We start from the raw sequence: 25,430 nt of genomic DNA, 5'->3' as shown, positions 1-25,430 counted from the left end.
CTTGAGTCCCCAGGGGATGGCTGGCCTACCACCTTCGTAAATGCGTCGACAGCACCCTTCCACGCCCGGCAAAGTGGCCGCCCGTGACGAGCAGTGAGCTGTGGACCCGTGCGACCGCCGACCGCTACGACGCCGAGGAGACCGAGATGTCCTCGGCCGCCGTTCTCGGACCGACTCTCGCCTTCCTCGCCGAACTCGCCGGAGACGGCCGGGCACTGGAGTTCGCCATCGGAACCGGACGAGTGGGCCTCCCGCTCCGGGAACGCGGCGTGCAGGTAGTGGGCATCGAACTGTCCGAACACATGGCTGCGGTCCTGCGGCGCAAGATCGACGAGGACACGCTCCCGGTCGCCATTGGGGACATGGCCACGACCGTCGTCCCCGGCGAGTTCACCGTGGTCTACCTCGTCTACAACACCATCACGAATCTGCTCACGCAGGACGAGCAGGTGGAGTGCTTCCGCAACGCCGCACGTCACCTTGCGCCCGGCGGTCGATTTGTCATCGAACTGGGCGTGCCGCCGCTGCGGTTCCTGCCGCCCGGCCAGGTCGCCGTGCCGTTCGATGTCTCGGAGCGGCATCTCGGCTTCGACACCTTCGACCTGGTCGAGCAGATTCTCGTCTCGCAGCACCTCACCCGCGACGGCAATGACGGCCGATACCGCCGCGGCTACTCCCGACACCGGTACGCGTGGCCGGCGGAGCTCGACCTGATGGCACGGATCGCAGGGCTTGAGCTGGAACGGCGCGTCGCGGACTGGGACGGGGCTCCGTTCACCCAGGACTCCGCGAAGCACATCTCCGTGTGGCGCAAGTCGGCTTGAGGCCGGCCCCTCCTCGGCCCGGCCATCGGCCGGGCCGGGCTAGGTGTATTGACCCGTGAGGTTGGGGACGCGGCTGGCGGGTGGTTGGCCCTTGAGTGCGGTGTGTCCGCGGTGGTGATTGTAGGTGTGGAGCCAGATGGGGTAGGCGTCGCGTCGTTCGGTCTCGGTTCGGTATGCCTTCGCGTAGGCCCACTCGTCCAGCAGGGTCCGGTTGAACCTCTCCACCTTGCCGTTGGTCTGGGGCCGGTAGGGGCGGGGCAGCTTGTGTGAAATGCCTTGCTGTGCAAGGGAGTTGCGCCACAGGTGTGACTTGTAGCAGGAGCCGTTGTCGGTCAGGACCCGCTGGACGGTGATACCGGCGGCGGTGAAGAAGTCGTTGGCCCGTTGCCAGAATCCGACGGCGGTTTCCTTCTTCTCGTCGATGAGGATCTCGCTGTAGGCCAGGCGGCAGTGATCGTCGACCGCGTTGTGCAGGAAGCTCATGCCGGCGCCGGCCCGGTTCTTGCGGCCCGCCAGCCGGCCGAGGACCTTGTGGCCGCCGCCGTCAGGGATGTTCCCGAGTTTCTTGATGTCGACGTGCACGAGGTCGCCCGGGGCGGCGTGCTCGTAGCGCCGGACCGCCCGGCCGGTCACGCGGTCCAGGTGGGTCAGGCGGGCCAGTCGGTAGCGGGTCAGAACGCGGTGCACGGTCGCCGGGTTCAGTCCGAGGAGGTAGGCGATGCGGGCCGGTCCCCAGCGACGCAGGACACGGACCTTGATGATCCGCCGCTCGGCACGGGTCGGTGTCCGGCGCGGACTGTGGTGAGGCCGGCAGGAGCGGTCGGCCATGCCGGCCTCGCCCAGTTCGCGGTAGCGGCCGGCCCACCGCTGAGCCGTCGTGGGCGAGACCTGGAAGCGTTCGGCGGCCCTGCGCAGGGTCCAGCCGTCATCGACCACACAGAGGGCCAGACGCAGCCGGCCGGTCTCGGTCAGGGGTGCATTACGGTGGGGCATGAGGGCCTTCTGATCGTTCGATGGCGATGTCGCAATCCACACCGAACCCGGAAGGCCCTCACTCGTTCAAGATCACACGACCGTGATCACTGTCACCAACCTCCGTGGACAGAACACCTAGGCGGTCACGGACCGGCATCCGGTGCGCTTCCCTGCGTCGTCCACGCCGAAGGAAAGCGGCTCCATCTCGCAGGCGTCGTCTTCGACCGGCTTTCACACCGTCACCAGACCCGAAGGTGGTCAGGCCCCTCCTTCGGCTCAGCCGGCACCATCGGCGGGACTGTCTCAACCGGACAGGGCCAGTTCGCCGTCGCGAAGCGCCCAGACCAGGGCTGCTCGGACGGCGGTCCGGCAAGGACTCGCAACTGCTGGGTCGGTATTCGTGCCGTCGGTGGGCGCCTGCCGCGGACTCAGGTGCCAGCGGGGCGGGCTCCGGATTACTGACGCGGTCGACTGGCCTCTCGTGGGATGTTGAAGGCTGTCATGGCAGTGCCGATGGCGCCGACCGTGGTCGCAGCCTCTGGATGGTGTGTCAGCGCGAGCACCACCACGCCGACGACGGACAGCAGTACGGTCATGGTGGTCATCCCAAGGAGCAGGCGGGGGCGGCTTGACTGCTCCTCTAAGGTACGGTCGTTAGACGTCATGGTGTCCGATCTCCTCACATAGGGGTGGCACCCGACGAACAGTGGGAGACCTCCCCGAAGCTGGGCCGGCAAGCATCGGCTCCGGGGAGGTCTCCCCTCGTTGTTTCGAGGGGCTTCGACAGCCACCACACTACCCACGGTCCCCTACTCACCGTCATGAGCCGTATGTGTACAAGAGCGGAGCTTGAACTTTGACATTGCGGCTAACTCCGCGGACGATTGCGCCGGTTCAGACGCTTGACTCCCATACGGCGTGACCCGGCCGAGCCAGGAACTACCTCTCCACCCAGCTCCGGCTCGCCCGCCTGCTGGCCACCGATCTTCGGCGCTCGTGGGGCAACCCGCCACGAGGAGGGACGCGTTCTCGCCGCAGGCAAGGCCTTCAGCCGACCCACCCACCACAACGCGGGCATCAAACCCCGCCGGACAGCTGACAGGCAACGGCAGTGACAACCACACTGATCCCATGCGAGTCGATGAGACGCTCAAACTGACCCTGGCCAGGGTGTTTACCCCATAGCGATCATCATCGCTTCGCCGATATTGCTGGTTGCCGGAGCTCCGATTCGCCGCCGCTATCTGCGACACATCTACCGGGAAGAAGCCCTGGACATCCTCGACAAGGCCAACGGGCATGTGAGCATCTACTGCTTCGCCCTGAACAGCCAACTCGGCCACTCCGAAACTCCCACGTAGGCGGCGCCTGCGATCGCCCGTCTCGATGATGACCGGCAGAGCTGCGCAGGCCACCTGCTGTGCTGCGCCGGGTTCGGTCTGCGGCGGTTGCGAGTAGGCGATCGCCTTGCAGGCGCGGATGGAGACCGTCTGCCAGTAGCCCTGGAAGCGCACGTCGTTGCGCAGTTTGTTCCAGTAGGTACCGGCGTGTTCCTGGATGGTGTTCCAGACGTGCCGGCGGCCCCCGGAATGGTCTGCAGCTGCTGCCACTCGGGAAACCCCGGAACGATGGGGTGCGTGCGCGTTTCGTCGGTCTCATGATCGGCCGGATCTGAGCATGTTCATTGGTCTTGCGTTCCTGCTGTGGTGGTGGCGCGCAGTCGTGCTGTAACGGTGGCCAGGCGAGAGGGCACGAGAGTGACGTGCCTGATCTGCGGCAGTTCGGGTTCTGTGTCTTCGGCGGTCAGGTCCATCTGGTTGAGGATCTGGCGGATGATCACGCGCATTTCCAGGAGGGCGAGTTGGGCGCCCACGCAGTAGCGGCGGCCGCCCCCAAAGGGCATCCACGACTTGTTGGCTGCGGCGGCACCGTCGCCGAAGAATCGTTCGGGACGAAACTCGTGGGGTTCGGGGAAGGCGACGGGGTCGTGGTGGATGAGGGGGATGGCTGGGCCGACGGCCCAGCCGGCCGGGACCGTGTAGCCGCCGAGTTGGAGCGGCGCGTCCAGTAGCCGGAGCGCCGAATACACCACGGGACGGGTGCGCAGTCCTTCTTTGATCACGGCGTCCAGGTAGGTCTCCTGGCCGGTGTCGAGTTCGGCGCGGAGCTTTTCGAGTACGGGTGGGTTGCGTAGCAGGCGCTCGAACGTCCAGGCCAGGCCGGTCGCCGTGGTCTCGTGCCCGGCTTCGAGCATGGTGATGAGTTCGTCTCGAAGTTCTTGGTCGGTCATCGGCCGGCCGTTGTCGTCTCGGGCGGCGAGCAGCCGTGACAGCACGTCAGTGGTGTTCTCCTGCGGCTCGGATCGGCGCCGGGCTATCTCTTCGTACAGCAGTGTGTCCACGGCGTCGCGGGCGGCGAGGAAGCGGGTGGTGGGCAGAAAGCGAATCCGCCGCAGCAGTCGGGAACCGAGGATACGATCCCGGGCAGCCGTCGGCATCAGCATGAGTGTGTACGGGCCGCCCGGATCGGCGAGCGTGGGCAGTAACGGGCGCAGCTGGTCCAGCCGTTGGGTGTCGGTGATACCGAACACCAGCCGCATGATCACCTCCAGGGTGATTTCCTGCATGCGGTCCCGCAGCGCAAACGGGCGTCCCACGGGCCATTGGCTGATGTTCTGCGCCGCGATCCTGTCGATCTCGTCGCGGTATCCGGCGATCGCCTTGGCGCGCAGCGGAGGCGTGAGCAGCTTGCGGTGCCGCTGCCAGGGTTCATGGTCCAGGCTCAGCAGGGAGTGCTCGCCGACCGCGGGGGCCATGAAGTCGCGCCGCGTTTCACCGGCCCTGCCGCCACCGGCATCGGTGGCATAGATGCGCTCGGCCAGCTCAGCAGTCGCGACGAACACTTCCTTGGGCCGGCTGAACCAGCCGATCCGGAAGACCGGAGCGCGAAACACCGGACCGTATCGGCGCCGACGATCTTCGAAGAAACGTATCGGATCACGAACGAGCCGGACGACCTGGATCGGGCTGGGTATCACTGAGCCGGGCGGAGGCATGGTCATGGAGGCTCCGTAGATGTACGTACGTCAATGACGGACGTACATCTAATTACCATAAGATTGCTTGTATGCGACAGCCCTCCGAGAGTCCCCGCGAAAGGCTGCTTGCCGCAGCCGTCACCTGCCTGCAGGAGAAGGGCTATGCCCACACGACCGCTCGTGACCTGGCCACCGTTTCGGGAACGCACCTTGCATCCATTGGCTACCACTTCGGCAGCAAGGAAGCGCTACTCAATGCCGCGCTGGCCGAATGCTTCCGGACCTGGACCAGGCGGGTGGAACAGGCGGTCTCCGCAGCGCCGGCAGCCAGCCCACGGGAGCAACTGAAACTGGCGCTCACCGCGATGATCGACGTGTTCGACGAGATGCGTCCGACGATCATCGGCTGCGTCGAATCCTTCCCGCCTGCCCTGCGCTCGGCCGAACTTCGCACCCAGCTCGCCGCCCACCTGGCCGAGACCCGCAAGTCCGGCGCAGCGCTCATCACCTGGTCCTGCACCGAAGCCGGCCTGGACCTCCCGGTGCCCGCCGAGGTCATGGCCTCGATACTCATCGCCCTGAGCGAGGGTCTGATGCTCCAGTGGCTGCTCGATCCCGTTGGCACACCCACTGCAGACCAAGTTCTCCAGGCTCTGGGAGCCCTTGCGCCGTTTCTCGCGCCCGACCCGCGATGAGCTGTTCCCCGCCCGGGCGGCCTCGATCGGCCCCACCGGGCGCCGTCTCAACGGTCGGCGGCCGTGGGCCGGACAGACGTGTGCTCAACCGGCATCGGCATGTGCTTTTTGCTCGTGCCCTGGTGCTGGCGAGGTGGTAGGAATCCGTGCCGGTTTCGTACTGGTGCCGTTGAAGATGAGGCGGACGACGATGGCCGCGCGCGGAAATGCCGCAGCCGGAACGATGACGAGGAGGCCTACGCCGACAGCCGTGGTGTGGATCTCATAGCCGAGGCTACCGAGGGGCGACAAGCGTGGCCCGCATCGCTTCCATCAAGGTCTTGCGAGCGGCGCGGAATGCTCGCCGTGCCGCCGTACATGCGTCGTCCTCGCGTGTGGCTCCGCCGGCGACCGCGTCTCGGTAGTCGACCAGGCCTTGCGTTGCCGACACCACCAGCTCCGCCACGGCGGGCGGCGCCGACAACTCCAACTGGTACTGCTTGGCGAAGATCTCGTGCTCACGTACTGCCCGGTGTGCGGCCAACGCTCGCTCGACGAGCGGCTGCTCGACATCGGCGCTCGCTCGGGATATTTCGTCCCGAGCCGCGGCAATCGCTTCTAAGTACTCCGCGTAGAGCAGCCGCAGTGTTTCTCGTTCGCGCGCCCGACTGTCCCGCCTCCAACGCACACGATCAGCGAGCAGGGTGGCCCCTACGCCCACGATCGCACCCAGTCCCGTTCCCGCGAGCCCTAGCCACTCCATGACGTCGGAGTGTAGGAACCTCCGTGCCCAGAGGTAGCTGTTTTGGGCTGTCTCGCGGGGGACCGGCAGCCCAGCGCGGCGGGGGCAGTGGCAATGACCTCGCTTCGCGACTGACTGCCGGGGCTGAACCCTTTGGACATCGACAACGGCGAGTCGAGCATGGCGTGCGAAACAGTCCGGGCGAGCTGGCCCTCCCGTCCGCCGTCCCGCCAGAACCTGATGATCTGCACAGTGTTGCGGGAGCGATCCGTGTAGCGTGATCTTCAGCTGTCGTGGTTCGAAGTACCGTCGCCCGTGAACTTGATGTCCATGGGCGGCATGCAGTGCTGCGTGTCTGAGGACCAGGACGATCACCTCCGGCTTCCGCAAGGTGCGGGAGCCGACGTCGAGTCCTTGGAGGACATATGGCCAGCGGAACGGTGAAGTGGTTCAACTCGGAGAAGGGCTTCGGCTTCATCGCCCAGGACGGCGGAGGTCCGGACGTCTTCGCCCACTACTCGAACATCAACGCCTCCGGCTTCCGTGAGTTGCAGGAGGGCCAGCAGGTCACGTTCGACATCACGCAGGGCCAGAAGGGCCCGCAGGCGGAGAACATCACCCCCGCCTGAGCCACGAGCGTTACCGGTGTCCGCTCTCGGGTCGTTTGAGGGCGGGCATCGGCATGCGTGGGCTGAATTCTCGGGGTAAGGACGTTGGCGCAGCACTGCGATTCGGATGCGCCCGCTTCAGGCTCGCTGCGGGGGAGCCCAGGTACGTGATGGGCGGAGGGGTGTCATGGCCCATCGGATCGCTCTCGTCAGCGCATGTCCGGCTGGTCGTACGCAGGTTTCTTCGACACCTGCCACGCGGGGCAGTCCCAGCGGCTTGCGCGCCCAAGGCGGGAGCGTGGATACCGCGTTCGCGGCGAGGACGGCGTATGGGGCTCGGGCGACCCACGGCAGGGGCGGGTGAAGAAGAATGAAATGCGCGGCATCTCGTGCCTCTTGCGTGGCGCGCAGCTCGGGGCGGTAGGCAGCCAGCCGGTCGGCCAGCTCGGCCCGGTCACGTGGAGGGTCGATGACCCCGAGCGCTGCCGCTATCTGTGACATGTCGGCGATGTACTCGTCGCAGGCGGCGGCATCCAGTGGGCGCGCGCCGTAGCGCTGGTGTGCGCAGAGGAAGCTGTCGATCTCGGCGACGTGTACCCACCCGAGCAGGTGCGGGTCTGCGGCGTGGTATCTCTCTCCGTCGGCAGTGGTCCCTTTCACCCGGTCATGCACTGCCCGGACGTGGTTGACAGCCTGTTGCGCGTCGTCCGCGGTGCCGTAGGTCGTCACGGCGAGGAAGGTACTCGTCCGCTGGAGCCGTGCCCACGGGTCGCTGCGGTAGCCGGAGTGGGCCTCCACGGCGGCCATGGCCAGCGGGTGCAGTGACTGCAGCAGGAGGGCCCTCAGCCCGCCGATGAACATCGAGGCGTCGCCGTGGACGGTACGGATGGGCCGGTCCAGACCGAACCAGCGAGGCCCCGGCGTGCCGTGGATGCGTGCGCGATTTTCTGGGCCCGCCGGGCCCGCGACGCGGGTGAAAAGGCTCCTGCCGAGTCGCTCCTGCAGGTCGGAGACCATGGGTGCGGACAAGTTCATCCGACAAGTATCCGCCGGAACACGCGGAAGGTAAGTGGCTCCGGCGCCTCTCGCTGTCGCGGCCCGAGTGGCTGCCGGCCCTTGAGCGTTACGGACAAGGCCGAGCGCCTATGCCCCCGAGCCGCGGGCTGAAGGGAAACGATGCGGGGCCAGGAGCGTTCCCCAGGCAGGCGTCGGCCGACTTACGGCTCATTCCTCGGTGTCGGCCTCGTCCGCTCGGTCGGGGACGGTTCTGCGGACGTCGTGTCCTTGTCGGAGGCGGACTCATCCTCCCGCTTCCGTGGGGCCTGGCGCTTCTCGTCCTCAATGTGCTTGCGGACCTCTTCCGGCTTTTCTCCGAGCTGGTCCATGACCATCTCCGTTCCGTGGTCGAACGGCCAGGTTGCGGCCAGCGTCGCACAGCTTCGTCCCGCTCGCAGGGTGCCGGGGCTTCGTGGCTCTTCCTTATCCGCGATCGCGGTCGCCTCCGGTGCGAACACACAGATTGCGGGGGACTCCGGCTCCAGGGCGAACTGACCCGGGGCCGCCGAGCTGGCAGAGTCCTCCGAGCATGATCACAAGGGACGAGAAGTCCTCCACGGACTGTGTCGGCGCGGCCTGCCAATACTCCGGAGCGTTGGGCGGTATCGGACTGTGCAAGGTCGCCGTCCACCTCACCTACGCCAGCCGGCACGGGCACGCCCCGATCGACCGGGCCCTGTACCGCGGCGCCGAGTGGGCTGCCGACGAGAAAGACGCCTGCTCACCCATGTCCCCGACGACGTCATGTTCGCGACCGAACCCCAGATCGCCGCCACCCTCCTCACTCGCGCCCGTGACCTGGGCATACAGGCACGATGGCTGGCCGGCGACGAGGTCTACGGCGGCAGGAAACTGCGCCGCACAGCCCACTCGGCTTCGGCTGCGCCCTGGCCGTCCGCACCGACCACCGTGTGGACACTGCCGTCGGCCGACTGACCGTCACCGACCTCGCCGTGCCATGCTCGACATCCAGCCCGACGACACCCCCGACGGACACCGGCCCGGACGCGCCGCCGTCCTGGTCCGCCGCCACCGCTACACCCGTTACTGAGGTTGAACTGGTGGTGTCGTAGCGGCTGACGGCCGGTCGTCCGCTGCGGTATCACCGGTGGCATGCGGTATCCACAAGGGGGCGGGCTGACCGCCGAACGACAGGAGTTCCGTGAGGAGTTACGGCTCCAGGCAGCCGAGCGGTTCGCTCAGGGCGAGGCGAGTGCGGTGATCGCCAAGGACCTGCGGGTCAGCGTCCGGTCGGTGCAGCGGTGGCGGCAAACGTGGGAGGAGGGCGGTCCGCGGGCTCTGCGGTCGCAGGGGCCGGCGTCGCTGCCGAGGCTGAGCCAGAAGCAGTTCACGCAGCTGGAGCGTGAGCTTGCCAAGGGGCCTGCCGCGCACGGCTGGGAGGACCAGCGCTGGACACTGGCACGGATCAAGACGGTGATCGGCCGGCGCTTCCACCTGGCCTACACGATCCAGGGAGTGCGGAAGCTGCTGGTACGTAACGGCTGGTCCTGCCAGGTCCCGGCCCGACGGGCCATGGAACGGGACGACGATGCGGTTGCCGGGTGGGTCAAGGAGGTGTGGCCCTGCGCGGAAGACTCGCGGCGGCCCGTGGAGCTCGTCTTCGAGGACGAAGCCGGATTCTCCATGACGCCGCCGCAGGCGAAGACCTGGTCACTGCGCGGCCGGACCCCGGTGGTGCGGGTGCGGGGCCGTTCCCGCAGACGGGTCTCCATCGCCGCGCTGACCTGCTACAAACCCGGTCACCGCTCCAGGCTGATCTACCGGCCCCGCCGGGACGACGGCCGTCGCGACGGGCGCAAGAGCTTCTCCTGGCGCGACTACCGGGACCTGCTGATCGCCGCCCACCAACAGCTCGGCGGCCCGATCGTGCTCGTCTGGGACAACCTCAACGTCCACAAGACCGCCGATCTGCGGAAGTTCGCCGAAGCCCGGGACTGGCTTACCATCTACTACCTGCCGCCCTATGCGCCCGACCTCAACCCCGTCGAGGGGATCTGGTCCCTCCTGCGACGCGGCTGGCTCTCCAACGTCGCCTTCAGCACCCCCGAGCACCTCGTCCAGCCCATCCGGCGCGGCCTACGGCACATCCAGTACCGCAGCGAGCTCATAGACGGCTGCCTCGCCGAGACGGGCCTGACCATCAGACCCGCCTGAACAACGGCACGACACCACGAGTCAAATCTCAGTAATCACAGTCGGACGATGTCGGCTATTTCTAATATTGCATGAAGAAGTGACACTACTGCATGCAAGTCATACGGTGGCACATGTACGTCTGGCTTTCCTATTCGGGAAATCAACCCTGCTCTTGGATGGCCAGAATTCACGATTCTCCGAAGGAGTGATCATGACTGTTAGTGAGCGCGACTACGATAGGGCCGTGATGATTCTCCGAGATGCTGGGAGTAAGTCTTGCTGGCAAGACTCATCCTCCGCACGGACGTGACATGCCTGATTGGGGCGCGAGGAAACTACTGACCGAAGTCCGGGAGGAATTCAAGCGTGCACCCGGCGGACTGACGCAGGCGCAGAAAGGGGCACTGGAGAAGGCTGCCAGCCTGATGGAACTGGCTTCACTGATGTGCCTTCCCGTGGTGGTTCGGACCACGGTCGTGGGGCAGTGAGCCCGGGCTGGGTCGCGGGGGCCGCCCCCATCCGCAGGCTGCGGATGGGGGCGGCCCCCGCCGGTCTCGTGGTGCGTGTGGCTTGCGATACCTGGCGCCAGCCCAGCGCTACGAGCCCTGCTTGAGGGGGTTTTCCACCTGGGCGCCGAGCACGTAGGCGCGCTGGTCGAGCGCTCCGCCGGCGGCGGCCGCGGGGGTGAAGGTGATGGAGTACCCCTCGCTGCCGCTGGTCTCGCTCATTTCCGCGGACTTGTAGTGCTGGGTGCCGCTGAGCAGTTGCACGCCCAGGAAGGAGATGGCGAGCTTGCCCTCGGCCTGCAGGCTCCTGGCATGGGAGCTCGCCTTACCGCTGCTGAAGTTGACCGTCACGTCGGGCGGTCGACTGATCGCCAGGTAGCTCATCATGCTGAAGGACTCGTCCGTCGGGTACGGCTGGAACTGCCAACCGCTGACGTCCTTTCCGTGGTTGGCGAAGGCCTCGCGCAGGGGCTGGGGGTTCCACCAGCCACTCTGGGTGTCCTGGTAGAAGCTGGTCGGCTTGACGGAGACGCCGGTCACTCCCTTGAACGTCATACTGACCTCGAACCGGCTGTCTTCGGTGTTGAGGTCGTGGAGGCTGTACTCGGCGCTGCCTTGGGCACTGATCCCGATCAGGCTCATCACAGGGATCACACCAGCCGCCTTCCCTCCGATACTCAGCTGCACGTTGTTCTCGTGAGCTTCTGTGGACGACATGGTGAGGGTGAAGGCGGCGCCGTCGTTGCGAAGCCCGCTCTGGATCGTCTCCGGTCCTTCGGCGATCTCGAACCCGATGTGTGTTCTTCCGTCCGGCATGGTGTACAGACCGCCGTTGTCCGCGCTGGGCTGCCCAGCGTTCCGCTTGAGCGTGCTCAGCAGCACCGAAGCGTTGCCCGCGCTGTTCAGCACACCCAGCACGGAGACCATCTCCTCCAGGTATGAGGTGATGGGAGACAGCAGCGGCTGCGCCGACGCCGGAAGGTTCGGCAGCACGTCGGTGAGGTTCGCGATGTTCTGAGCAGTCAGTCGCAGCACATTGGGCTTGGCCCACTGGCCCAGCTTGTACATGGTGATGTAGTCGACCTTCGTGGACTGGCCGGATACATCGAGCTGCTGCTGCGTGATGGTGCCGTAGATCTGCTCGTACTGCGAGACGATGGCCTGCGCGAGCTGCATCTGGTTGATGACCTGCTGGTTCTTCCTCGTCCGGTCGGCCGAGGAGAACTCGAAGTTGAGCGCGTTGAGCAGCGTGCCGTAGCGGTTGCCCAGGACGTCCCCGAAGCCAACCAGCCCGTCCCCCTTCGGCACGATCAACTGGTTGAGGTAGGTCCACGTCTGGTCGTAGAAGACGTTGTCGGACGTCTTGTAGTTGTACGGGAAGTTGCCGCTTCCCGAGACATCCACTGGGGAGAGGCGGTGTGTGCCGCCGAGGGTCCGGCCGGCTTCTTCGGCGATCTTCTGCGCGATTGCCACCTGCGCTGCTTCTGTTCCTGGCATGTTCTCTTCCTTTCCTTGAAGGATGCTTTTCTCGGCACTGTTTGGCGCGCGCCCGGGGCCCCATGTACGACCCCGTTCCGGTATCGAATTTCCTCTCGCGGCAGCGGAGTAAATCCCGGAAGAGACAAACTGATAGTCCCCTCTATTTGGTTCCTCCGCACGTCGAAGGAAGAGGATCCGCCCGATTGGAAGACAATGAGAAAAATAACCGACAAATCTTTGGACTATGCCGGAGCCATGTGCTGAAAAATAATAGAAGGCTGTCGGGGTAAGGCTTCCAGCTCAGGGAGCGGGAGCCGAACGGCTCGGTGAAAACACCGGCGGTGGCGTTGATCACTGTTATTTCGACATCAGGCTCTCGCAGTCATTCAAAATCTCATCTGAAGCCACTCATACTGCGGCCCATGGCCAACACCGAACGCGGCGCCCGTGATGCCATCGAGCGGTTTCTAGGCACCTTCGCGAAGGGCAGTACTCGCAGCCAACGCCGTACCTACCTGAGCGAGTACCTGATCTTCCTCTGCTCTTTCCGGCAGTGCGCAGAGGACTGTCTGACCGTTGACGACCTTCTCGACCGCTCCAACATCGACGCTTGGATGGCCGCCGCCCGCAGTGGAGCCACTCGCCGGCGCGCTGGACACGCGGGGCCCCGTTCCACGGCCGCGGCCAACTCCATGGCGGCCCGTACGACTACGGTCAACACGTTCTCTCGCTTCTGCGGGATCCCGCTGCGTTTACCACGTCCTCGGGCCCAGCGCGCTCCCCGTCTGTCAGCTGTCGAGGCGCACCGCACGCTGCGGCTACTGGCGGCCCACCACCCGGCCCAGATGCGCACCGAGACCTGGGAGCGTTCCGTTGCCGTCATCGCGCTGGCCGTATGCACGCGCCGGGGCCTGGCAGACCTGCACACCATGAGCCCACGTGACATCGCACTGGACCGTGTTTTGCCTCGCGCACGCGTCGCAGGGGAGTGGTATCCGCTGGACTCGCTCAGCGCCGGCCTTTTGGCGCGCTGGCTTGCCACGCATCGCCGACTGACTACGGATCGCAACGAATGCCCCCCGCACGACAGCCTGTGGGTCACGACTGTTCCAGGCGGCGCCCGAAACAGTCAGGAGCACCGTGCGGCCGGCCTTCCTGCCGGATTGCGCGCGCTTCAGGCGACGCAGCGCAAACTGACCCAGCATGCTCTTGGAGCTTCGCTCCTGCTGGATCAGTTCTACGGATCGGACCCGAACAACAGCCCGGTGCACGGTGATGAGGCGGGCAGCCCCCCTAACAAGCGTGCGATGGGCCGCGGCCAACCCGTGGCGTATCTGCCCCACCGCCCGGACAAGCCCGAGCCTCGCCGCCCCGGGGACGACGAAGCAGCGCAACCACCAGGGAGAAAGAGGGAAAGACCTTCCGCCCTCATGGCCCGCGGCATCGGCAGCCCCAGCCACCGAGGCACTACGCGCTTACCGGCAGCCGCACCCATGGCACAGTTCCGGTGCGAAGACGAACAGTCTGCGAAGAGACCGGCGCGGACTATGCCCGGCGGCCGCTTGCCTATCCCAGGCGGGACTGTAAAACGTTCGCTGTAACTCCCAATGCCGCGAAGTCAGCCTCGCCGTTTCGGCTTGAGGCGATGAGGAGTGGTTGATCGCGGCTGGGCTCCGGGGTGCGGGCGTTCGCGGCGCACGATGATGCGGGTGCCGGTCGGATAGCCGGTCAGGTCGACCATGCCGGTCAGCTCAGCGACCTCAGCCCCGTCACGCAGCGTCCCGTCCTGGTTCAGGGCGGGGTGCCAGAGGGGGGCGGGCATGGCCCGGACAGCGCGGCGGAGCGGCTCGGTGATGGCGTATCCGACTGAGAAGAGGCACCGATTCCTCGTTTGCGCAGGTCGCGGATGTGGGTGAGGAAGGCAATCGCGGATCCGGCGCTCTCGGTGCGGATGAGGATGTCGGTGCCGTGGCGCTGGGCGTCGGGGATGTGGGCGAGTGCCTGGTCGAGCACCGTGATGTGGTCGCTCGCGGTGGTGGCGCCGGCGTTCCCGGGCCGCAGCCGGCCGGACAGTGCTTCGCCGGTGTTGGCCAGGAAGCACAGCAGCGGGTGGTAGCCGAAACCACCATCTGCACTGACCTGGACCTTGGGAGGCAACCCGATACTCTGCACCTAGAAAGTGCCCTCCGTCTGGACCGACAGAACCCCTCAGCAAGGTTCATCGTCCCAGGTCAGGAAGGCGCTTTCGCGTTTCCGCCTCAACAGCCTCCGTACCCGAGCGAAACGGCGAGGCCCCTCGGCGGCGGCAACCAGGCAATCAATCCGCACCGACGACGGCAAGCTCAGCAATCTGCGGAAGACTAGCGCCCCCGTCGGTGATGGCGGAGGCCTGGAGGAGCGTGAGGTTGCCGCGCGCCGCTCACCGGCAAGTGGTTCCTGGCCTCGGAGCCGTACGGCAGCGGTACCGCCCCGGTGATCACGCGTTTGCCCGACGAGAACAGCCACCGCCGCCTTGCGCTGGCCTATCCCGCTGATGGTTGCGGCGGGGTGCGGGAGGCTGGCAGCGCCAGCAGGGTGAAGCACAGGCTCCCCACACCCGGGCACAGGGGTACCACGGTGCGTCGCACCCTCCCCCGGCCATGCGCCGGTGGCCCATCGGGGCTCGTGCCCCGGTGGGTCACCGGCGAAGCGGTGCTGATCACACGGTCTCGGCCACTCCTTTCAGCACCGGTGCGGGGGCCGTTTTAGCCGGTGCGGTATGGCTCAGCCACCTCACTGCGCAGTCTCAGACCGTGTCCCGCTCTTCCATCCGCTCCGGGACGGAGTGTTCCGCCCACGGGGTCGAGCGCTCCGGTGAAGAACAGCGTCTCGATGCGCGCGTGATCATGGAACCACTCGAGATGTCGCAGATTGGGCACCGATGCTGCGGCATGGGCGTGCAGATGAGGTGCGCAGTGCCCGGAGAGCTGCAGTCCGTTCGCCTCTGCGAGGGCTGCGGTCCGTAGCCAGACGGTGATCCCACCGCATCGGGTGACATCGGCCTGCAAACAGTCCACCGCGCCGGCGGCGAGCATGTGCTGGAAGTACGCCAGGGAGTAGCCGTATTCGCCGGCGGCCACGTCGGCGGTGATCGCAGCCCGGATCTGCGCCAGCCCGCTCAGGTCGTCGGAAGAGACGGGTTCCTCGAACCAGCTGACGCCATGGGCCTCAAGGTGAGTGGCCATGCGGATCGCCTGCTTACGTGTGTACGCGCCGTTGGCGTCCACATACAGCTCCGCGTTGTCCCCGATGCTCGCACGGGCGCGCGCGACCCGATCGCTGTCCCGGTCCTGGGCCGCGCCCCACGACTCCCCGATCTTGATCTTGACGCGGGTGATGCCCTGTTCCTCGTACCAGGTGCGCAACTGGCGGTCCTGTTGCTGGTGACCGTAGGTGGTGAAGCCGCCGCTGCCGTAGACCGGAACCTCTGCCCGGCTCGCGCCGAGCAGGCGCACGAGCGGAAGCCCCAGCAGGCGCGCCTTGAGGTCCCACAGGGCGACGTCGACGGCCGAGATCGCTCCCGCGATCAGCCCCGGCCGGCCGGCGTTGCGCACCCCTCGGCTCATTGCCTCGTGCACGGCCGGGACGTCCCAAGCACACCGGCCGACGACGATGTCCGCCAACTGACCGCTGATCACCTGCGCGGTGGCCGGGGCGCCATAGGTATAGCCGAGTCCCTCGGTTCGCCCTGAACGCACACGTACGAGGACGAGCGTCGTCGAGTCCCAGGTCAGAGTCCCGTCGCCCTCGGGCGCATCGGTGGGAACGGTGTACACGGCGACGTCGACGGCCTGCACCTCCGGCTTCTCGCCGCGTTCGGCGGCTGATGCGCTCATGGCCCTGTGCTCTCCCGCTCTGTCAGTGGGTCCCTCGGTGACGGCCACCCGGAAGCAGCTCCTGCACCTTCGCCTTCAGACCCTGCCGGACCATGGCGGCGCGGTCGCTGTCCCCCTTGAGGATCGCGCCGGTGGCCGCCTCGATCTGGTCGAGCGTCGCGTGCGGCGGAATGGGCGGCACGGCCGGATCGGTACGGAAATCGATCACGAAGGGCCGGTCCGCGTCCAGGGCCCGGCGCCAGGCGCCCTCGACGTCGCTGGGTTTCTCGACACGTTCGCCGCCGAGCCCGATGGACCGGGCGAAGTCTGCGTAGAGGACGTCCGGAATCGCCTGCGAGGGCAGGAACTGCGGGGCGCCTTCCATGGCCCGCATCTCCCAAGTGACCTGGTTGAGGTCCTGGTTGTTGAGTACGGCCACGATCAGCCGCGGGTCTTGCCACTGCTGCCAGTACTTGGCGGCGGTGATCATCTCGGCGAGGCCGTTCATCTGCATGGCGCCGTCACCGACCAGAGCGATCGCGGGACGCTCCGGATGTGCGAACTTGGCACCGATCGCGTATGGCACACCCGGTCCCATGGTCGCCAGGGTCCCGGAGAGTGAGCCGCGCATCGAGCCGCGCATACGAAGGTGGCGGGCATACCAGTTGGCGGCCGAGCCCGAGTCCGAGGTCAGCATCACGTGGTCGGGTAGCAGTTGGTCCAGGGTGTGAACCACGTACTCCGGGTTGATCGGATCAGCCTCCACTCCTGCGCGGCGCGCCATCACCTCCCACCAACGCGCGGTGTCCTTCTCGATCTTCTTGCGCCACGAACGGTGCTTCTTTCGCTTCAGCTGGGGCAGCAGGCGGTCCAGCGTCTCTCGTGAGTCGCCGACCAGATTGATCTCGAAGGGATAGCGGAGGCCGATCATGAATGGATCGATGTCGATCTGCACCGCGCGCGCCTGGCCGAACTCCGGCATGAATTGGGTGTACGGGAAGCTGGATCCCACGACGAGCAAGGTGTCGCAGTCCCGCATGAGTTCGTACGAAGGGCGCGTGCCCAGCAGGCCGATGGAGCCCGTCACATACGCCAGGTCGTCCGGCAGCACATCCTTGCCGAGCAGCGCCTTGGCCACTCCCGCGCCCAGTGTGTCGGCAAGTTGATCGATCTGTTCCCGTGCACCGCGTGCTCCTTGGCCGACCAGCACGGCAACCTTCTCACCCTGGTTGAGCAACTCCGCAGCACGTGTGATCTCGGACTGTGCCGGCACGGGAGCGTAGGGCGCCATGCCCAGACTGGAAGGAACCATCTTGAACTCGTGCTGCGGCGAGGCGTAGTCGAGCTCCTGCACATCGGCAGGGACGATGACGGCTGTCACCGTCCGCCTGGCGTATGCGGTCCGCATGGCACGATCGATGACGTTCGGGAGCTGCTCGGGTGTGGTCACCATTTCGCAGAAGCCGGATGCGACATCCTTGTACAGACTCAGCAGATCGACCTCCTGCTGATAGGAGCCGCCCATGGCGCTGCGGTTGGTCTGGCCGACGATCGCGACGACGGGCACATGGTCGAGTTTGGCGTCGTAGAGGCCGTTGAGGAGATGGATCGCGCCGGGCCCGGACGTAGCCGCGCACACACCCACCCGGCCGGAGAACTTTGCATAGCCGACCGCTTCGAACGCGGACATCTCTTCATGACGCGACTGGATGAACCGGGGCGTGTTGTCGGCTCGTCCCCATGCGGCGAGCAGGCCGTTGATTCCGTCGCCCGGGTACGAGAACACGAGCTCGACGCCCCACTCGCGCAGCCTTTGCAGTATGTAGTCGGAGACCTTGACAGACACCGGAATTCCTCTCTTGTCGACGATGGTCTGGTGGCCGTACGCCCAGCTCACCTGCGCAGTCGGCGCAGGGCGAGGTAGGTGCTTGCTGCCGTGGCGCCGAGTGCGGCGAGTCCTGACGCCGTGACCAGGCGGGCGTCGGTGCGGGAGACGGTGGGGCGGGCGATCAGCTTTTCGGGGTGATCGGCCGGAGCGTGCGGGTCGAGACTCAGGGCCAGTGCTTCCGCGAGATGCATAGCGCGTCGTCCGGTGCTGCTCTGTTCGATCTGCGTGCGGCAGCTGAACCCGTCTGCGATCACGAGTGCGTTCGGCGCGCAGTTCCGCACGGCCGGGAGTACGCCCTGTTCGCCGACGGCCAACGACAGATCGTGGTGTCCTCGTTCGAAGCCGAAGTTGCCGGCGAGTCCGCAGCAGCCGGCGTCGAGCACGTCGGCGTCGAGACCCGCTCGGCGCATGAGCTCGCGGTCGGCGTCGTAGGCCATGACGGCGTGCTGATGGCAGTGCGTTTGTACTGTGGCGGGCCGGGTCAGCTGCGGCGGTCGCCAGTTGGGGGAGGTTTCATTGAGTAGCAGTTCGGCGAAGGTGCGGAACTGCCGTGAGAGACGCTGCACATCCTGGTCGTCGGGCATCAACTCCGGCGCGTCGGCGCGGAAGACAGCTGTGCACGACGGTTCCAGGCCGACGATGGGAGTGCCGGAGTCGAGCCAGGGGCGCAGTACGTCGAGGGTGCGGCCAAGTACTCGTTTCGCTGTGCCCAGTTGGCCCGTGGAGATCCACGTCAGGCCGCAGCAGACCGTCCGGCCGGGAACGGCGACCCGGAAACCCGCGTCCTCCAGCACCCGTACCGCCGACATGGCGATGTGGGGGTGGAAGTAGTTGGTGAACGTGTCCGGCCACAGCAGGACAGCCCGCGAGTCGGCCGGGTCCGGCTCCTGGGCGCTGTGCGAACGCCACCACTGGGTGAACGACTCCTGCGCGAAGACGGGGGCTTCGCGCTGTGATGTCACGCCCGCCAGCCCCTTTCCGATGCGTGCCAGCCCGGGGGCATGCAGTGCGGCGTTGACCGGCCGGGGTGCGAGCCGGGAAAGCCGTGCCCACAGCGGGAGCCATCCCATCGAGTAGTGAGCTGCGGGTCGCAGTCGTCCCTCGTAGTGGTGCGAGAGGAACTCGGCCTTGTACGTGGCCATATCGACGCCGACCGGGCAGTCGGACTTGCAGCCCTTGCAGGCCAGGCAGAGATCGAGGGCATCGCGGACCTCGGTCGAGCGCCAGCCGTCCGTGACGGCCGAGTCTGCGTGCCCGTCGAGCATCTCGAAGAGCAGCCTGGCCCTGCCGCGGGTGGAGTGTTCCTCTTCGCGGGTGGCCCGGTACGAGGGGCACATCACGCCGCCCGTCTGTGTGCGGCAGTTGCCGATGCCGACACAGCGCATCACGGCCCGGCTGAAGGAGCCTTTGTCGTGGGGGTACCCGAAGTGGGTGTCATGGCTGTTGGGGCGCCACTGCGGGCCCAGCCGCAGATCCTCGTCCGCCCTGCGGGGGGTCACGACCTTGCCGGGGTTCATCCGGTTGTCGGGATCGAAGAGCTGCTTGACCTGACGGAAGGCAGCGACCAGCTCTGCGCCGAACATGCGTGGCAGGAGTTCGCCGCGGGCCTGGCCGTCGCCGTGTTCTCCGGACAAGGATCCTCCGTAGGACGCGACGAGATCGGCGGCCTTGAACAGGAAGGCGCGAAAGGCTGCGACTCCCTCCGCGCTGGTGAGATCGAAGGGGATACGGGTGTGGACGCACCCCTGTCCGAAGTGCCCGTACAGGGAAGGGTGGTCGAGGTCGAAGTCCGCGAAGAGCCGCTTCAGATCGCGCAGATAGTCTCCGAGCCGGTCCGGAGGCACAGCGGAATCCTCCCAGCCCTCCCACGTCTCCCGGTCGTCCGGCGGTCGGGCGGTCACTCCGAGACCGGCTTCGCGCGCTTTGAGCATTCTGTGCTCGCGCGCCGGGTCGTCGGAGAATGCCACCGATGTGTCGTCCTCACACCGGTCGACGGCCCTGAGCGCATCCCGCGCCTGGGAGTCCGCGTCTTCCTGGCTCGCGCCGCTGAACTGCAGCAACAGCCAGCTCTCCCCTTCGGGGAAGCTGTCCAGGGACTCGAGGTATGCGTGCTCCTCACGCATGAGCTGCGCCATCCGGCCGTCAAGAGCTTCCAGCTGGGTCGGACTGCTGTGCTCCAGCAGCCTGGGGACCTCGTCGGCGGCGGCGCAGATGTCGCTGTAGCCCAGCACCACCATGGCCTCCGCCGCTGGGACCGGCACCAGGTCCAGTTCGGCGTGAAGAACCGTGACCAGTGTTCCTTCGCTACCCACGAGCGCACGGGCGAGGTCGAAGCCGTTCTCGGGCAGCAGGGAGTCGAGGTTGTACCCGGAGACGCGGCGCGGGATGCGGGGGTAGCCGCGCCGGACTTCGGCCCTGTGATGGTCGATGATCTCCCGCAGCCCTCGGTACAGCTCGGCCCGCCGTCCCCCGGCGGCGACGATCTGTGCGTACTCCTCGTCCGAGGTGGGACCGACCCAGCAGCGCGTCCCGTCGTAGGTCAGGATCTCCAGCCGCCGGATGTTGTCCACGGTCTTGCCGTACGCCTGGGCCGAGCCGCCGCACGAGTTGTTCCCGATCATGCCGCCGAGCGAACAGTGGCTGTGCGTGGAGGGCTTGGGCCCGAACTGCAGTCCGTGAGGCAGGAGTCGGCGGTTCAGCTCGTCGAGGACGATGCCCGGCTCGACCGTGCAGGTGCGCCGCTCGGCATCGACAGCCACCAGGCCGTCGCAGTACTTGGTCCAGTCGATGACGACCGCAGTGTTGGTGCACTGGCCGCCCAGACTGGTCCCACCGCCCCGGGAGAGCACGGGGGCACCGAACTCCGCGCACACCGCGACCGTGGACGCCCCGGCTTCCGTACTGCGCGGGACGACCACACCGATCGGCACCTGGCGGTAGTTCGAAGCGTCGGTGGCATACGCACCGCGGCTCCCCGCATCGAAGCGCACTTCCCCCTCGATGCGGCTGCGCAGGGCCTTCTCCAGGGCAGCCACGTCCATCGCTGGCCCTCACTCCCTTCGGTCGCCCGGGTACCCGTGCACCGCCATCGAAAACCGTCGTGGCCCTGACAGCCGCGGTCAGCTGGCACCGGCAGGGCAGCACCGCCCGAGGATCTGCTGGACCTCTTCGGCCGACCGTCCCCCTCCGTGAGCCCGTGTGCGCTGCAGCTCCGCCCGGCCTCCGGGGTGAGCCGTGTCTCACCGGGACGGCGCCCACTTGTCTATGCAACGAGTTGCATAGAAAGATCGGGGCATGGCGCTCGAACACGCGATCCTCGTCTCTCTGCTGGAGCAGCCGGGCTCCGGCTATGAGTTGGCCCGGCGGTTCGAGCGGTCCATCGGCTACTTCTGGACCGCCACCCATCAGCAGATCTACCGCGTCCTCAAGCGTATGGAGAGCGGTGGCTGGATCGACGTCCGCGAGGTGCCGCAGCAGGCCCGGCCAGACAAGAAGGAGTACTCCGTCGCCCCGCCCGGCCGCGCCGCCCTCGCCCAATGGCTGCACGAGCCGATCGAACCCGAGAGTGTCCGACACGACCTCGCCGTGAAGATCCGTGGCGCGGCCTTCGACGACCCGGCCGTCCTGATCCGCGAGGTCGAGCGGCACCACCAGACGCATACCCGCCGCCTCGCGCACTACCTCGCGGGGGAACTGCGTGACTTCACCGGACCCAGGGCCCCCAAAACGCCCGACGCCGGGCAGGAACTCCAGCATGTCGTGCTGCGCGGCGGCATCGCGTACGAGCGGATGACGCTCGCCTGGCTCGACGACGTACTCGCGACCCTCCACCGGCTCGGTGCCGAGCGCTGAAACCGAGCGACGCGTCACCGCCCGCCCCGACGACTCCGTTCACCGTCCCGCACCTGATGCACTCTCCAGCCCGCCAACCCTCAACTCTCAAGCCGAAAGGCGAACATCCATGGTCCACCCGCTGCTGTTCAACCCGCGGACCTACGACCCGGCGCACTTCGACCCCGAGACCCGCAGGCTGCTGCGCGCCACCGTCGACTGGTTCGAAGATCGCGGCAAGCGCAGGCTGATCGAGGACTATCGCTCCCGTGCCTGGCTGGCGGATTTCCTCGCGTTCTCCGCCAAGGAAGGGCTGTTCGCGACCTTCCTCACTCCAGCCTCCGACGCCGACCAGCGGCACGACAAGCGGTGGGACACCGCCCGGATCGCCGCCCTCAACGAGATCTTCGGCTTCTACGGGCTCGACTACTGGTACGCCTGGCAGGTCACCATCCTCGGTCTCGGCCCGGTCTGGCAGAGCGACAACGCCGCCGCCCGCACCCGCGCGGCCGAACTCCTCTCCCAGGGCGAGGTGTTCGCCTTCGGCCTGTCGGAGAAGACTCACGGCGCCGACATCTACTCCACCGACATGCTTCTGGAGCCCGACGGCGACGGCGGCTTCCGGGCCAGCGGCTCCAAGTACTACATCGGCAACGGAAACGCCGCCGGTCTCGTCTCCGTCTTCGGCCGCCGCACCGACATCGAGGGCCCCGACGGCTACGTCTTCTTCGCCGCCGACAGCCGTCACCCGGCGTACCACCTCGTCAAGAACGTCGTCGACTCCTCGAAGTACGTCAGCGAATTCCGCCTCGACAACTACCCGGTCGGCCCGGACGACATACTGCACACCGGCCGCGCCGCCTTCGACGCCGCCCTCAACACCGTCAACGTCGGCAAGTTCAACCTCTGCACGGCCTCGATAGGCATCTGTGAACACGCGATGTACGAGGCCGTCACCCACGCGCACAATCGCATCCTCTACGGCCGCCCCGTCAGCGCATTCCCGCACGTTCGCCGCGAGCTGACCGATGCGTACGTCCGCCTCGTCGGCATGAAGCTGTTCAGCGACCGCGCCGTCGACTACTTCCGCTCCGCCGGACCCGACGACCGCCGCTACTTGCTCTTCAACCCGATGACGAAGATGAAGGTGACCACCGAGGGCGAGAAGGTCATCGACCTGATGTGGGACGTCATCGCCGCCAAGGGCTTTGAGAAGGACACCTACTTCGCCCAGGCCGCCACCGAGATCCGGGGACTGCCCAAGCTGGAAGGCACGGTCCACGTCAACCTCGCGCTGATCCTCAAGTTCATGCGCAACCACCTGCTGCGTCCGGCCGAGTACGCGCCCGTGCCGACCCGCCTCGACGCGGCCGACGACACGTTCCTCTTTGGGCAGGGACCGGCCCGCGGTCTGGGCTCCGTACAGTTCCACGACTGGCGCCCCGCCTACGACGCGTACGCCGATGTACCCAACGTCGGGCGCTTCCGGGAGCAGGCGGACGCCCTGTGCGAGATCGTCACCGCCGCCGCCCCCGATGAGGAGCAGAGCCGCGACCTCGATCTTCTCCTTGCCGTCGGCCAGCTGTTCGCGCTCGTCGTGCACGGCCAGCTGATCCTGGAGCAGGCACGCCTGACCGGCCTGGACGAGGACGTGCTCGACGAACTGTTCGCCGTCCTCGTACGCGATTTCTCCGCGCACGCCGTCGAACTGCACGGCAAGGACTCCGCCACCGAGGAACAGCAGCGCTGGGCGCTGGCCGCGGTTCGGCGTCCGGTCGTCGACGACGCCCGCTCGGCGCGCGTCTGGGAGCGGGTCGAGGCGTTGTCCGGGGCGTACGAGATGGCGCCGTAACAACGGAGCAAGCCGGGCTGCCCGCCCGCGAGGCCCGCAGGGGCGCCGCAAGCCAAGGCGCTCCCCGCGGCTCGGCGGCGGGCAGCCGGGGTGCGACCCGGGACCAGACCCCATGCACCGGCGCTCTGCGAGGCGTTTGCGCCCGGCGGTGCTGAGTGAGACTTCGAACGGGCACCACCCCGCCGTCGGGACCGAGCTGGACCATTGGCCCGGACGGAAAGCTCGCACTCACCGGAGATCTGCCGCTCTCGCCCACGAGGTGAGTGAGACGAGCGGCAGGGTGCAGTACGTGCCGCCGGGCGGGCAGCCGCCCGGCGGCACGAGAGAGCCTAGTAGGTGACAGGCGCCGGCGACGGCTTCAGGCCGAGTGGACGGTCGGCGAGTGCGTTCTCCGAGTCGACCTCGCGAGCGTCTCGTCCACCAGGCGCAGGCCCTCGCGCACACGGCCGAGGTTTACCAGAGCCCGGCCCTGCTCGTCGCGTGCCAGCCACACCAGATCTGCGTCGCCGAACCGCTCGCCGACCTCGGCGGCCTCGCTCGCCGTCGCGTGGCCGGACTGCCAGTCACCCCCGCCCATCTGGCTCAGCCACACGGGGATGAGCAGATACCCGCGTTCGACGCAATCCCGCCCGTCAGCCTTCAGGAGCCGCTCACCGAGGGAGAACCAGCCGCTCGCCCGCGTGCCGTGGCCCCGGAACAGCATGCTGTGGCCGATCCAAACCGCGCAGCGGACGGCTCGGGGTACGTCGCCGGCCTTCAGCCACATCGCATGCGCCCGCTCCAGCCCGGCCACGTATTCGTCGTCGCGGCCGAGCATGTAGGCGGATCTGGCCAGCAGCTCCAAGTCGTCGGGGCCCATCGATGTGGCTCCGTCGGCGGCACTCAGGCACTCGAAGGCCTCGAGCCAGGCCTCTGCGGCGTAGCACGCACGGCCCCGGGCAAGATCGGCGTCGGTGCCCACGAGGCGATTATCGACCCGCTGCGCACAACGGGTGGGAGAAACGCTCTGGGCGCGAAAGAAATTGAAGAAGAAGAGAGGCGCCTTGCGTTCCTGAACAACAGGCTTCGGAACGAGTCGGATCCGGTCAGGGCCGAGCAGTTGAGGCAAGATATCGCTGCTCTGGAAGCGGAGCTGGAGAGTGACAGGATCGCGCAGACCGTCATCGAGGAAGAGATTTCTGCGCGGTGTCGGCCGTAGCCGCCTTTCGTGACGGTCCGTCGGTTGTTTCGACGGTCCGTTTCGGTTGTTCGGGCTGTTGATGGCCAGGCTGACAGCCCGGCAGTCGCGCCGGGTGGTCACCAGGTTCCGTGTTTCAAGACCGGCAGAGGTATTGCCAGTTGTGCGGCCAGGCTGGGTCCAGCAGCGCCCGCTGCTGGCCGCGCTGTTGGTGGCCGCGCTGTTGGTGGAGCTGGAAGCGACCTTCGCTCGGAGGCGGCCGCGGGAGCGCATAGAGGGGGGTCGTGGTGCAGGACCGCGGCTTCGTCGGCCGCCCCGAGCAGGGCCGGGATGGGGTCGTGCCAGGCAGCGAAGCGGCGCCGCAGTTCGGCCGGCCCTCCGCTGGCGGCACCCTCCGGTGCGGTGGCAACGCCGAAGGCGTAGACCCGCTGGTCGGGAAGTTGCGCGTAGCCGAAGCGCTCGTCCCGGCCCCAGGTCTCGCCACCACCACCGACTGGCACTGGGTCGGTGACCATGCGCCAGGCGGTGTAGCCGGCGTACCGGGGGGATGCCGTAGGCCACAGCGAGTCGCGCACGGCGCTGCGGATGCCGTCCGCGCCGACCACAAGGTCGGCGTGCAGTTCCCCGCCGTCGTGTACAACCGTGCCGTCTGCGTGGACCTGGCGCACCGCTATGCCGGGAGCTGAAGTGCCTGCCTGGGCAGAGATGTGCAGAGGACGTCGAGCAGATCTGCCCGATGCAAGACAGCGAATTGTCCGTAGCGCCTCTCC

The 25,430-nt window shown here is 67.1% G+C and carries 21 protein-coding genes and 2 pseudogenes; 12 read left to right on the top strand and 11 right to left on the bottom strand.

Going from position 1 to position 25,430, the window contains the following annotated elements; translation table 11 throughout:
• Positions 1-83 precede the first annotated feature (83 nt).
• Positions 84-824, top strand: coding sequence for a class I SAM-dependent methyltransferase (locus FBY35_RS19535; protein WP_142215313.1), 741 nt, complete (start codon positions 84-86; stop codon positions 822-824).
• 39 nt (positions 825-863) lie between these two features.
• Here FBY35_RS19535 and FBY35_RS19530 read toward each other — a convergent pair whose 3' ends face one another.
• Positions 864-1,817: an IS481 family transposase gene (locus FBY35_RS19530; RefSeq protein ID WP_142215312.1), complete on the bottom strand. Its 954-nt coding sequence runs from the start codon at positions 1,815-1,817 to the stop codon at positions 864-866.
• 437 nt (positions 1,818-2,254) lie between these two features.
• Positions 2,255-2,404, bottom strand: a complete 150-nt coding sequence (locus tag FBY35_RS36150) for a hypothetical protein (RefSeq protein WP_160159296.1) — start codon at positions 2,402-2,404, stop codon at positions 2,255-2,257.
• 603 nt (positions 2,405-3,007) lie between these two features.
• On the opposite strand from FBY35_RS36150, the gene FBY35_RS36145 reads away from it, so the two are divergent.
• Positions 3,008-3,160 (top strand): hypothetical protein, encoded by a 153-nt coding sequence (locus FBY35_RS36145; protein ID WP_160159295.1) that lies wholly within the window; start codon positions 3,008-3,010, stop codon positions 3,158-3,160.
• 320 nt (positions 3,161-3,480) lie between these two features.
• Here the strand turns inward: FBY35_RS36145 and FBY35_RS19525 are convergent, their stop codons facing one another.
• Positions 3,481-4,854, bottom strand: coding sequence for a cytochrome P450 (locus FBY35_RS19525; RefSeq protein WP_260848935.1), 1,374 nt, complete (start codon positions 4,852-4,854; stop codon positions 3,481-3,483).
• A gap of 71 nt (positions 4,855-4,925) precedes the next feature.
• On the opposite strand from FBY35_RS19525, the gene FBY35_RS19520 reads away from it, so the two are divergent.
• Complete coding sequence (locus FBY35_RS19520) at positions 4,926-5,531, top strand: TetR/AcrR family transcriptional regulator (RefSeq protein ID WP_142215310.1); 606 nt, start codon at positions 4,926-4,928, stop codon at positions 5,529-5,531.
• A gap of 274 nt (positions 5,532-5,805) precedes the next feature.
• On the opposite strand, the gene FBY35_RS19515 is transcribed toward FBY35_RS19520, so the two are convergent.
• On the bottom strand, positions 5,806-6,273 hold the full coding sequence (locus FBY35_RS19515; protein WP_142215309.1) for a hypothetical protein: 468 nt from the start codon (positions 6,271-6,273) through the stop codon (positions 5,806-5,808).
• A gap of 404 nt (positions 6,274-6,677) precedes the next feature.
• Between FBY35_RS19515 and FBY35_RS19510 the strand changes: the two genes are divergently transcribed.
• The gene (locus FBY35_RS19510; protein WP_142215308.1) at positions 6,678-6,881 is read left to right on the top strand and encodes a cold-shock protein; all 204 of its coding nucleotides are present in this window, start codon (positions 6,678-6,680) and stop codon (positions 6,879-6,881) included.
• Positions 6,882-6,998: 117 nt separating this feature from the next.
• Here the strand turns inward: FBY35_RS19510 and FBY35_RS19505 are convergent, their stop codons facing one another.
• Positions 6,999-7,895, bottom strand: a complete 897-nt coding sequence (locus FBY35_RS19505) for an oxygenase MpaB family protein (RefSeq protein ID WP_142215307.1) — start codon at positions 7,893-7,895, stop codon at positions 6,999-7,001.
• 550 nt (positions 7,896-8,445) lie between these two features.
• On the opposite strand from FBY35_RS19505, the pseudogene FBY35_RS38085 reads away from it, so the two are divergent.
• The 4 genes and pseudogenes from FBY35_RS38085 to FBY35_RS36140 all read left to right on the top strand — a co-directional run.
• Positions 8,446-8,640 (top strand): annotated as a pseudogene (locus FBY35_RS38085) (transposase); the annotation flags it as partial.
• A 20-nt stretch (positions 8,641-8,660) separates the two neighbouring features.
• Positions 8,661-8,852 (top strand): hypothetical protein, encoded by a 192-nt coding sequence (locus FBY35_RS37295; RefSeq protein ID WP_260848734.1) that lies wholly within the window; start codon positions 8,661-8,663, stop codon positions 8,850-8,852.
• Between the two features lie 177 nt (positions 8,853-9,029).
• A complete protein-coding gene (locus FBY35_RS19495; protein WP_142215305.1) occupies positions 9,030-10,091 on the top strand; it encodes an IS630 family transposase in 1,062 nt (353 codons plus the stop codon).
• A gap of 293 nt (positions 10,092-10,384) precedes the next feature.
• The gene (locus tag FBY35_RS36140) at positions 10,385-10,561 is read left to right on the top strand and encodes a hypothetical protein (protein ID WP_160159294.1); all 177 of its coding nucleotides are present in this window, start codon (positions 10,385-10,387) and stop codon (positions 10,559-10,561) included.
• Between the two features lie 108 nt (positions 10,562-10,669).
• Here the strand turns inward: FBY35_RS36140 and FBY35_RS19490 are convergent, their stop codons facing one another.
• On the bottom strand, positions 10,670-12,076 hold the full coding sequence (locus FBY35_RS19490) for a hypothetical protein (RefSeq protein ID WP_142215304.1): 1,407 nt from the start codon (positions 12,074-12,076) through the stop codon (positions 10,670-10,672).
• A gap of 404 nt (positions 12,077-12,480) precedes the next feature.
• On the opposite strand from FBY35_RS19490, the gene FBY35_RS19485 reads away from it, so the two are divergent.
• A complete protein-coding gene (locus FBY35_RS19485; RefSeq protein ID WP_142215303.1) occupies positions 12,481-13,659 on the top strand; it encodes a hypothetical protein in 1,179 nt (392 codons plus the stop codon).
• 65 nt (positions 13,660-13,724) lie between these two features.
• Here the strand turns inward: FBY35_RS19485 and FBY35_RS19480 are convergent.
• The 4 genes and pseudogenes from FBY35_RS19480 to FBY35_RS19465 all read right to left on the bottom strand — a co-directional run.
• Positions 13,725-14,179: pseudogene (locus FBY35_RS19480) on the bottom strand (transposase); the annotation flags it as partial.
• A gap of 623 nt (positions 14,180-14,802) precedes the next feature.
• Positions 14,803-15,933 carry an enolase C-terminal domain-like protein gene (locus FBY35_RS19475; protein WP_142215302.1) on the bottom strand — a complete coding sequence of 377 codons (1,131 nt, stop codon included), beginning with the start codon at positions 15,931-15,933 and terminating at the stop codon, positions 14,803-14,805.
• 22 nt (positions 15,934-15,955) lie between these two features.
• The gene (locus FBY35_RS19470) at positions 15,956-17,758 is read right to left on the bottom strand and encodes a thiamine pyrophosphate-requiring protein (protein WP_142215301.1); all 1,803 of its coding nucleotides are present in this window, start codon (positions 17,756-17,758) and stop codon (positions 15,956-15,958) included.
• 47 nt (positions 17,759-17,805) lie between these two features.
• A complete protein-coding gene (locus FBY35_RS19465) occupies positions 17,806-20,841 on the bottom strand; it encodes an FAD-binding and (Fe-S)-binding domain-containing protein (RefSeq protein WP_142215300.1) in 3,036 nt (1,011 codons plus the stop codon).
• 253 nt (positions 20,842-21,094) lie between these two features.
• Here FBY35_RS19465 and FBY35_RS19460 point away from each other — a divergent pair, with 253 nt between their 5' ends.
• On the top strand, positions 21,095-21,652 hold the full coding sequence (locus FBY35_RS19460; protein ID WP_142215299.1) for a PadR family transcriptional regulator: 558 nt from the start codon (positions 21,095-21,097) through the stop codon (positions 21,650-21,652).
• 109 nt (positions 21,653-21,761) lie between these two features.
• The gene (locus FBY35_RS19455) at positions 21,762-23,483 is read left to right on the top strand and encodes an acyl-CoA dehydrogenase family protein (protein WP_142215298.1); all 1,722 of its coding nucleotides are present in this window, start codon (positions 21,762-21,764) and stop codon (positions 23,481-23,483) included.
• Positions 23,484-23,841: 358 nt separating this feature from the next.
• Here the strand turns inward: FBY35_RS19455 and FBY35_RS19450 are convergent, their stop codons facing one another.
• Positions 23,842-24,783 (bottom strand): hypothetical protein, encoded by a 942-nt coding sequence (locus FBY35_RS19450; protein ID WP_142215297.1) that lies wholly within the window; start codon positions 24,781-24,783, stop codon positions 23,842-23,844.
• Positions 24,784-24,998: 215 nt separating this feature from the next.
• Here FBY35_RS19450 and FBY35_RS19445 point away from each other — a divergent pair, with 215 nt between their 5' ends.
• On the top strand, positions 24,999-25,346 hold the full coding sequence (locus FBY35_RS19445) for a hypothetical protein (RefSeq protein WP_142215296.1): 348 nt from the start codon (positions 24,999-25,001) through the stop codon (positions 25,344-25,346).
• The last annotated feature ends 84 nt before the right edge of the window (positions 25,347-25,430 follow it).

Origin of the sequence: Streptomyces sp. SLBN-118, assembly GCF_006715635.1 — a bacterium.
Lineage (GTDB): Bacteria > Actinomycetota > Actinomycetes > Streptomycetales > Streptomycetaceae > Streptomyces.
Note: the sequence above shows the minus strand (reverse complement) of the source record. Positions and strands in the feature narration are given on the sequence as shown.

What these genes read in the sequence shown, in the direction of transcription:
- FBY35_RS19495 (WP_142215305.1), top strand. Translation starts at nt 9,030, where the DNA reads ATGCGGTATCCACAAGGGGGCGGGCTGACCGCCGAACGACAGGAGTTC.
- FBY35_RS37295 (WP_260848734.1), top strand. Translation starts at nt 8,661, where the DNA reads ATGTTCGCGACCGAACCCCAGATCGCCGCCACCCTCCTCACTCGCGCC.
- FBY35_RS19490 (WP_142215304.1), bottom strand. Translation starts at nt 12,076, where the DNA reads ATGCCAGGAACAGAAGCAGCGCAGGTGGCAATCGCGCAGAAGATCGCC.
- FBY35_RS36140 (WP_160159294.1), top strand. Translation starts at nt 10,385, where the DNA reads ATGCCTGATTGGGGCGCGAGGAAACTACTGACCGAAGTCCGGGAGGAA.
- FBY35_RS19530 (WP_142215312.1), bottom strand. Translation starts at nt 1,817, where the DNA reads ATGCCCCACCGTAATGCACCCCTGACCGAGACCGGCCGGCTGCGTCTG.
- FBY35_RS19465 (WP_142215300.1), bottom strand. Translation starts at nt 20,841, where the DNA reads ATGGACGTGGCTGCCCTGGAGAAGGCCCTGCGCAGCCGCATCGAGGGG.
- FBY35_RS19460 (WP_142215299.1), top strand. Translation starts at nt 21,095, where the DNA reads ATGGCGCTCGAACACGCGATCCTCGTCTCTCTGCTGGAGCAGCCGGGC.
- FBY35_RS19455 (WP_142215298.1), top strand. Translation starts at nt 21,762, where the DNA reads ATGGTCCACCCGCTGCTGTTCAACCCGCGGACCTACGACCCGGCGCAC.
- FBY35_RS19475 (WP_142215302.1), bottom strand. Translation starts at nt 15,933, where the DNA reads ATGAGCGCATCAGCCGCCGAACGCGGCGAGAAGCCGGAGGTGCAGGCC.
- FBY35_RS36150 (WP_160159296.1), bottom strand. Translation starts at nt 2,404, where the DNA reads ATGACCACCATGACCGTACTGCTGTCCGTCGTCGGCGTGGTGGTGCTC.
- FBY35_RS19515 (WP_142215309.1), bottom strand. Translation starts at nt 6,273, where the DNA reads ATGGAGTGGCTAGGGCTCGCGGGAACGGGACTGGGTGCGATCGTGGGC.
- FBY35_RS19520 (WP_142215310.1), top strand. Translation starts at nt 4,926, where the DNA reads ATGCGACAGCCCTCCGAGAGTCCCCGCGAAAGGCTGCTTGCCGCAGCC.
- FBY35_RS19505 (WP_142215307.1), bottom strand. Translation starts at nt 7,895, where the DNA reads ATGAACTTGTCCGCACCCATGGTCTCCGACCTGCAGGAGCGACTCGGC.
- FBY35_RS19525 (WP_260848935.1), bottom strand. Translation starts at nt 4,854, where the DNA reads ATGCCTCCGCCCGGCTCAGTGATACCCAGCCCGATCCAGGTCGTCCGG.
- FBY35_RS19510 (WP_142215308.1), top strand. Translation starts at nt 6,678, where the DNA reads ATGGCCAGCGGAACGGTGAAGTGGTTCAACTCGGAGAAGGGCTTCGGC.
- FBY35_RS19485 (WP_142215303.1), top strand. Translation starts at nt 12,481, where the DNA reads ATGGCCAACACCGAACGCGGCGCCCGTGATGCCATCGAGCGGTTTCTA.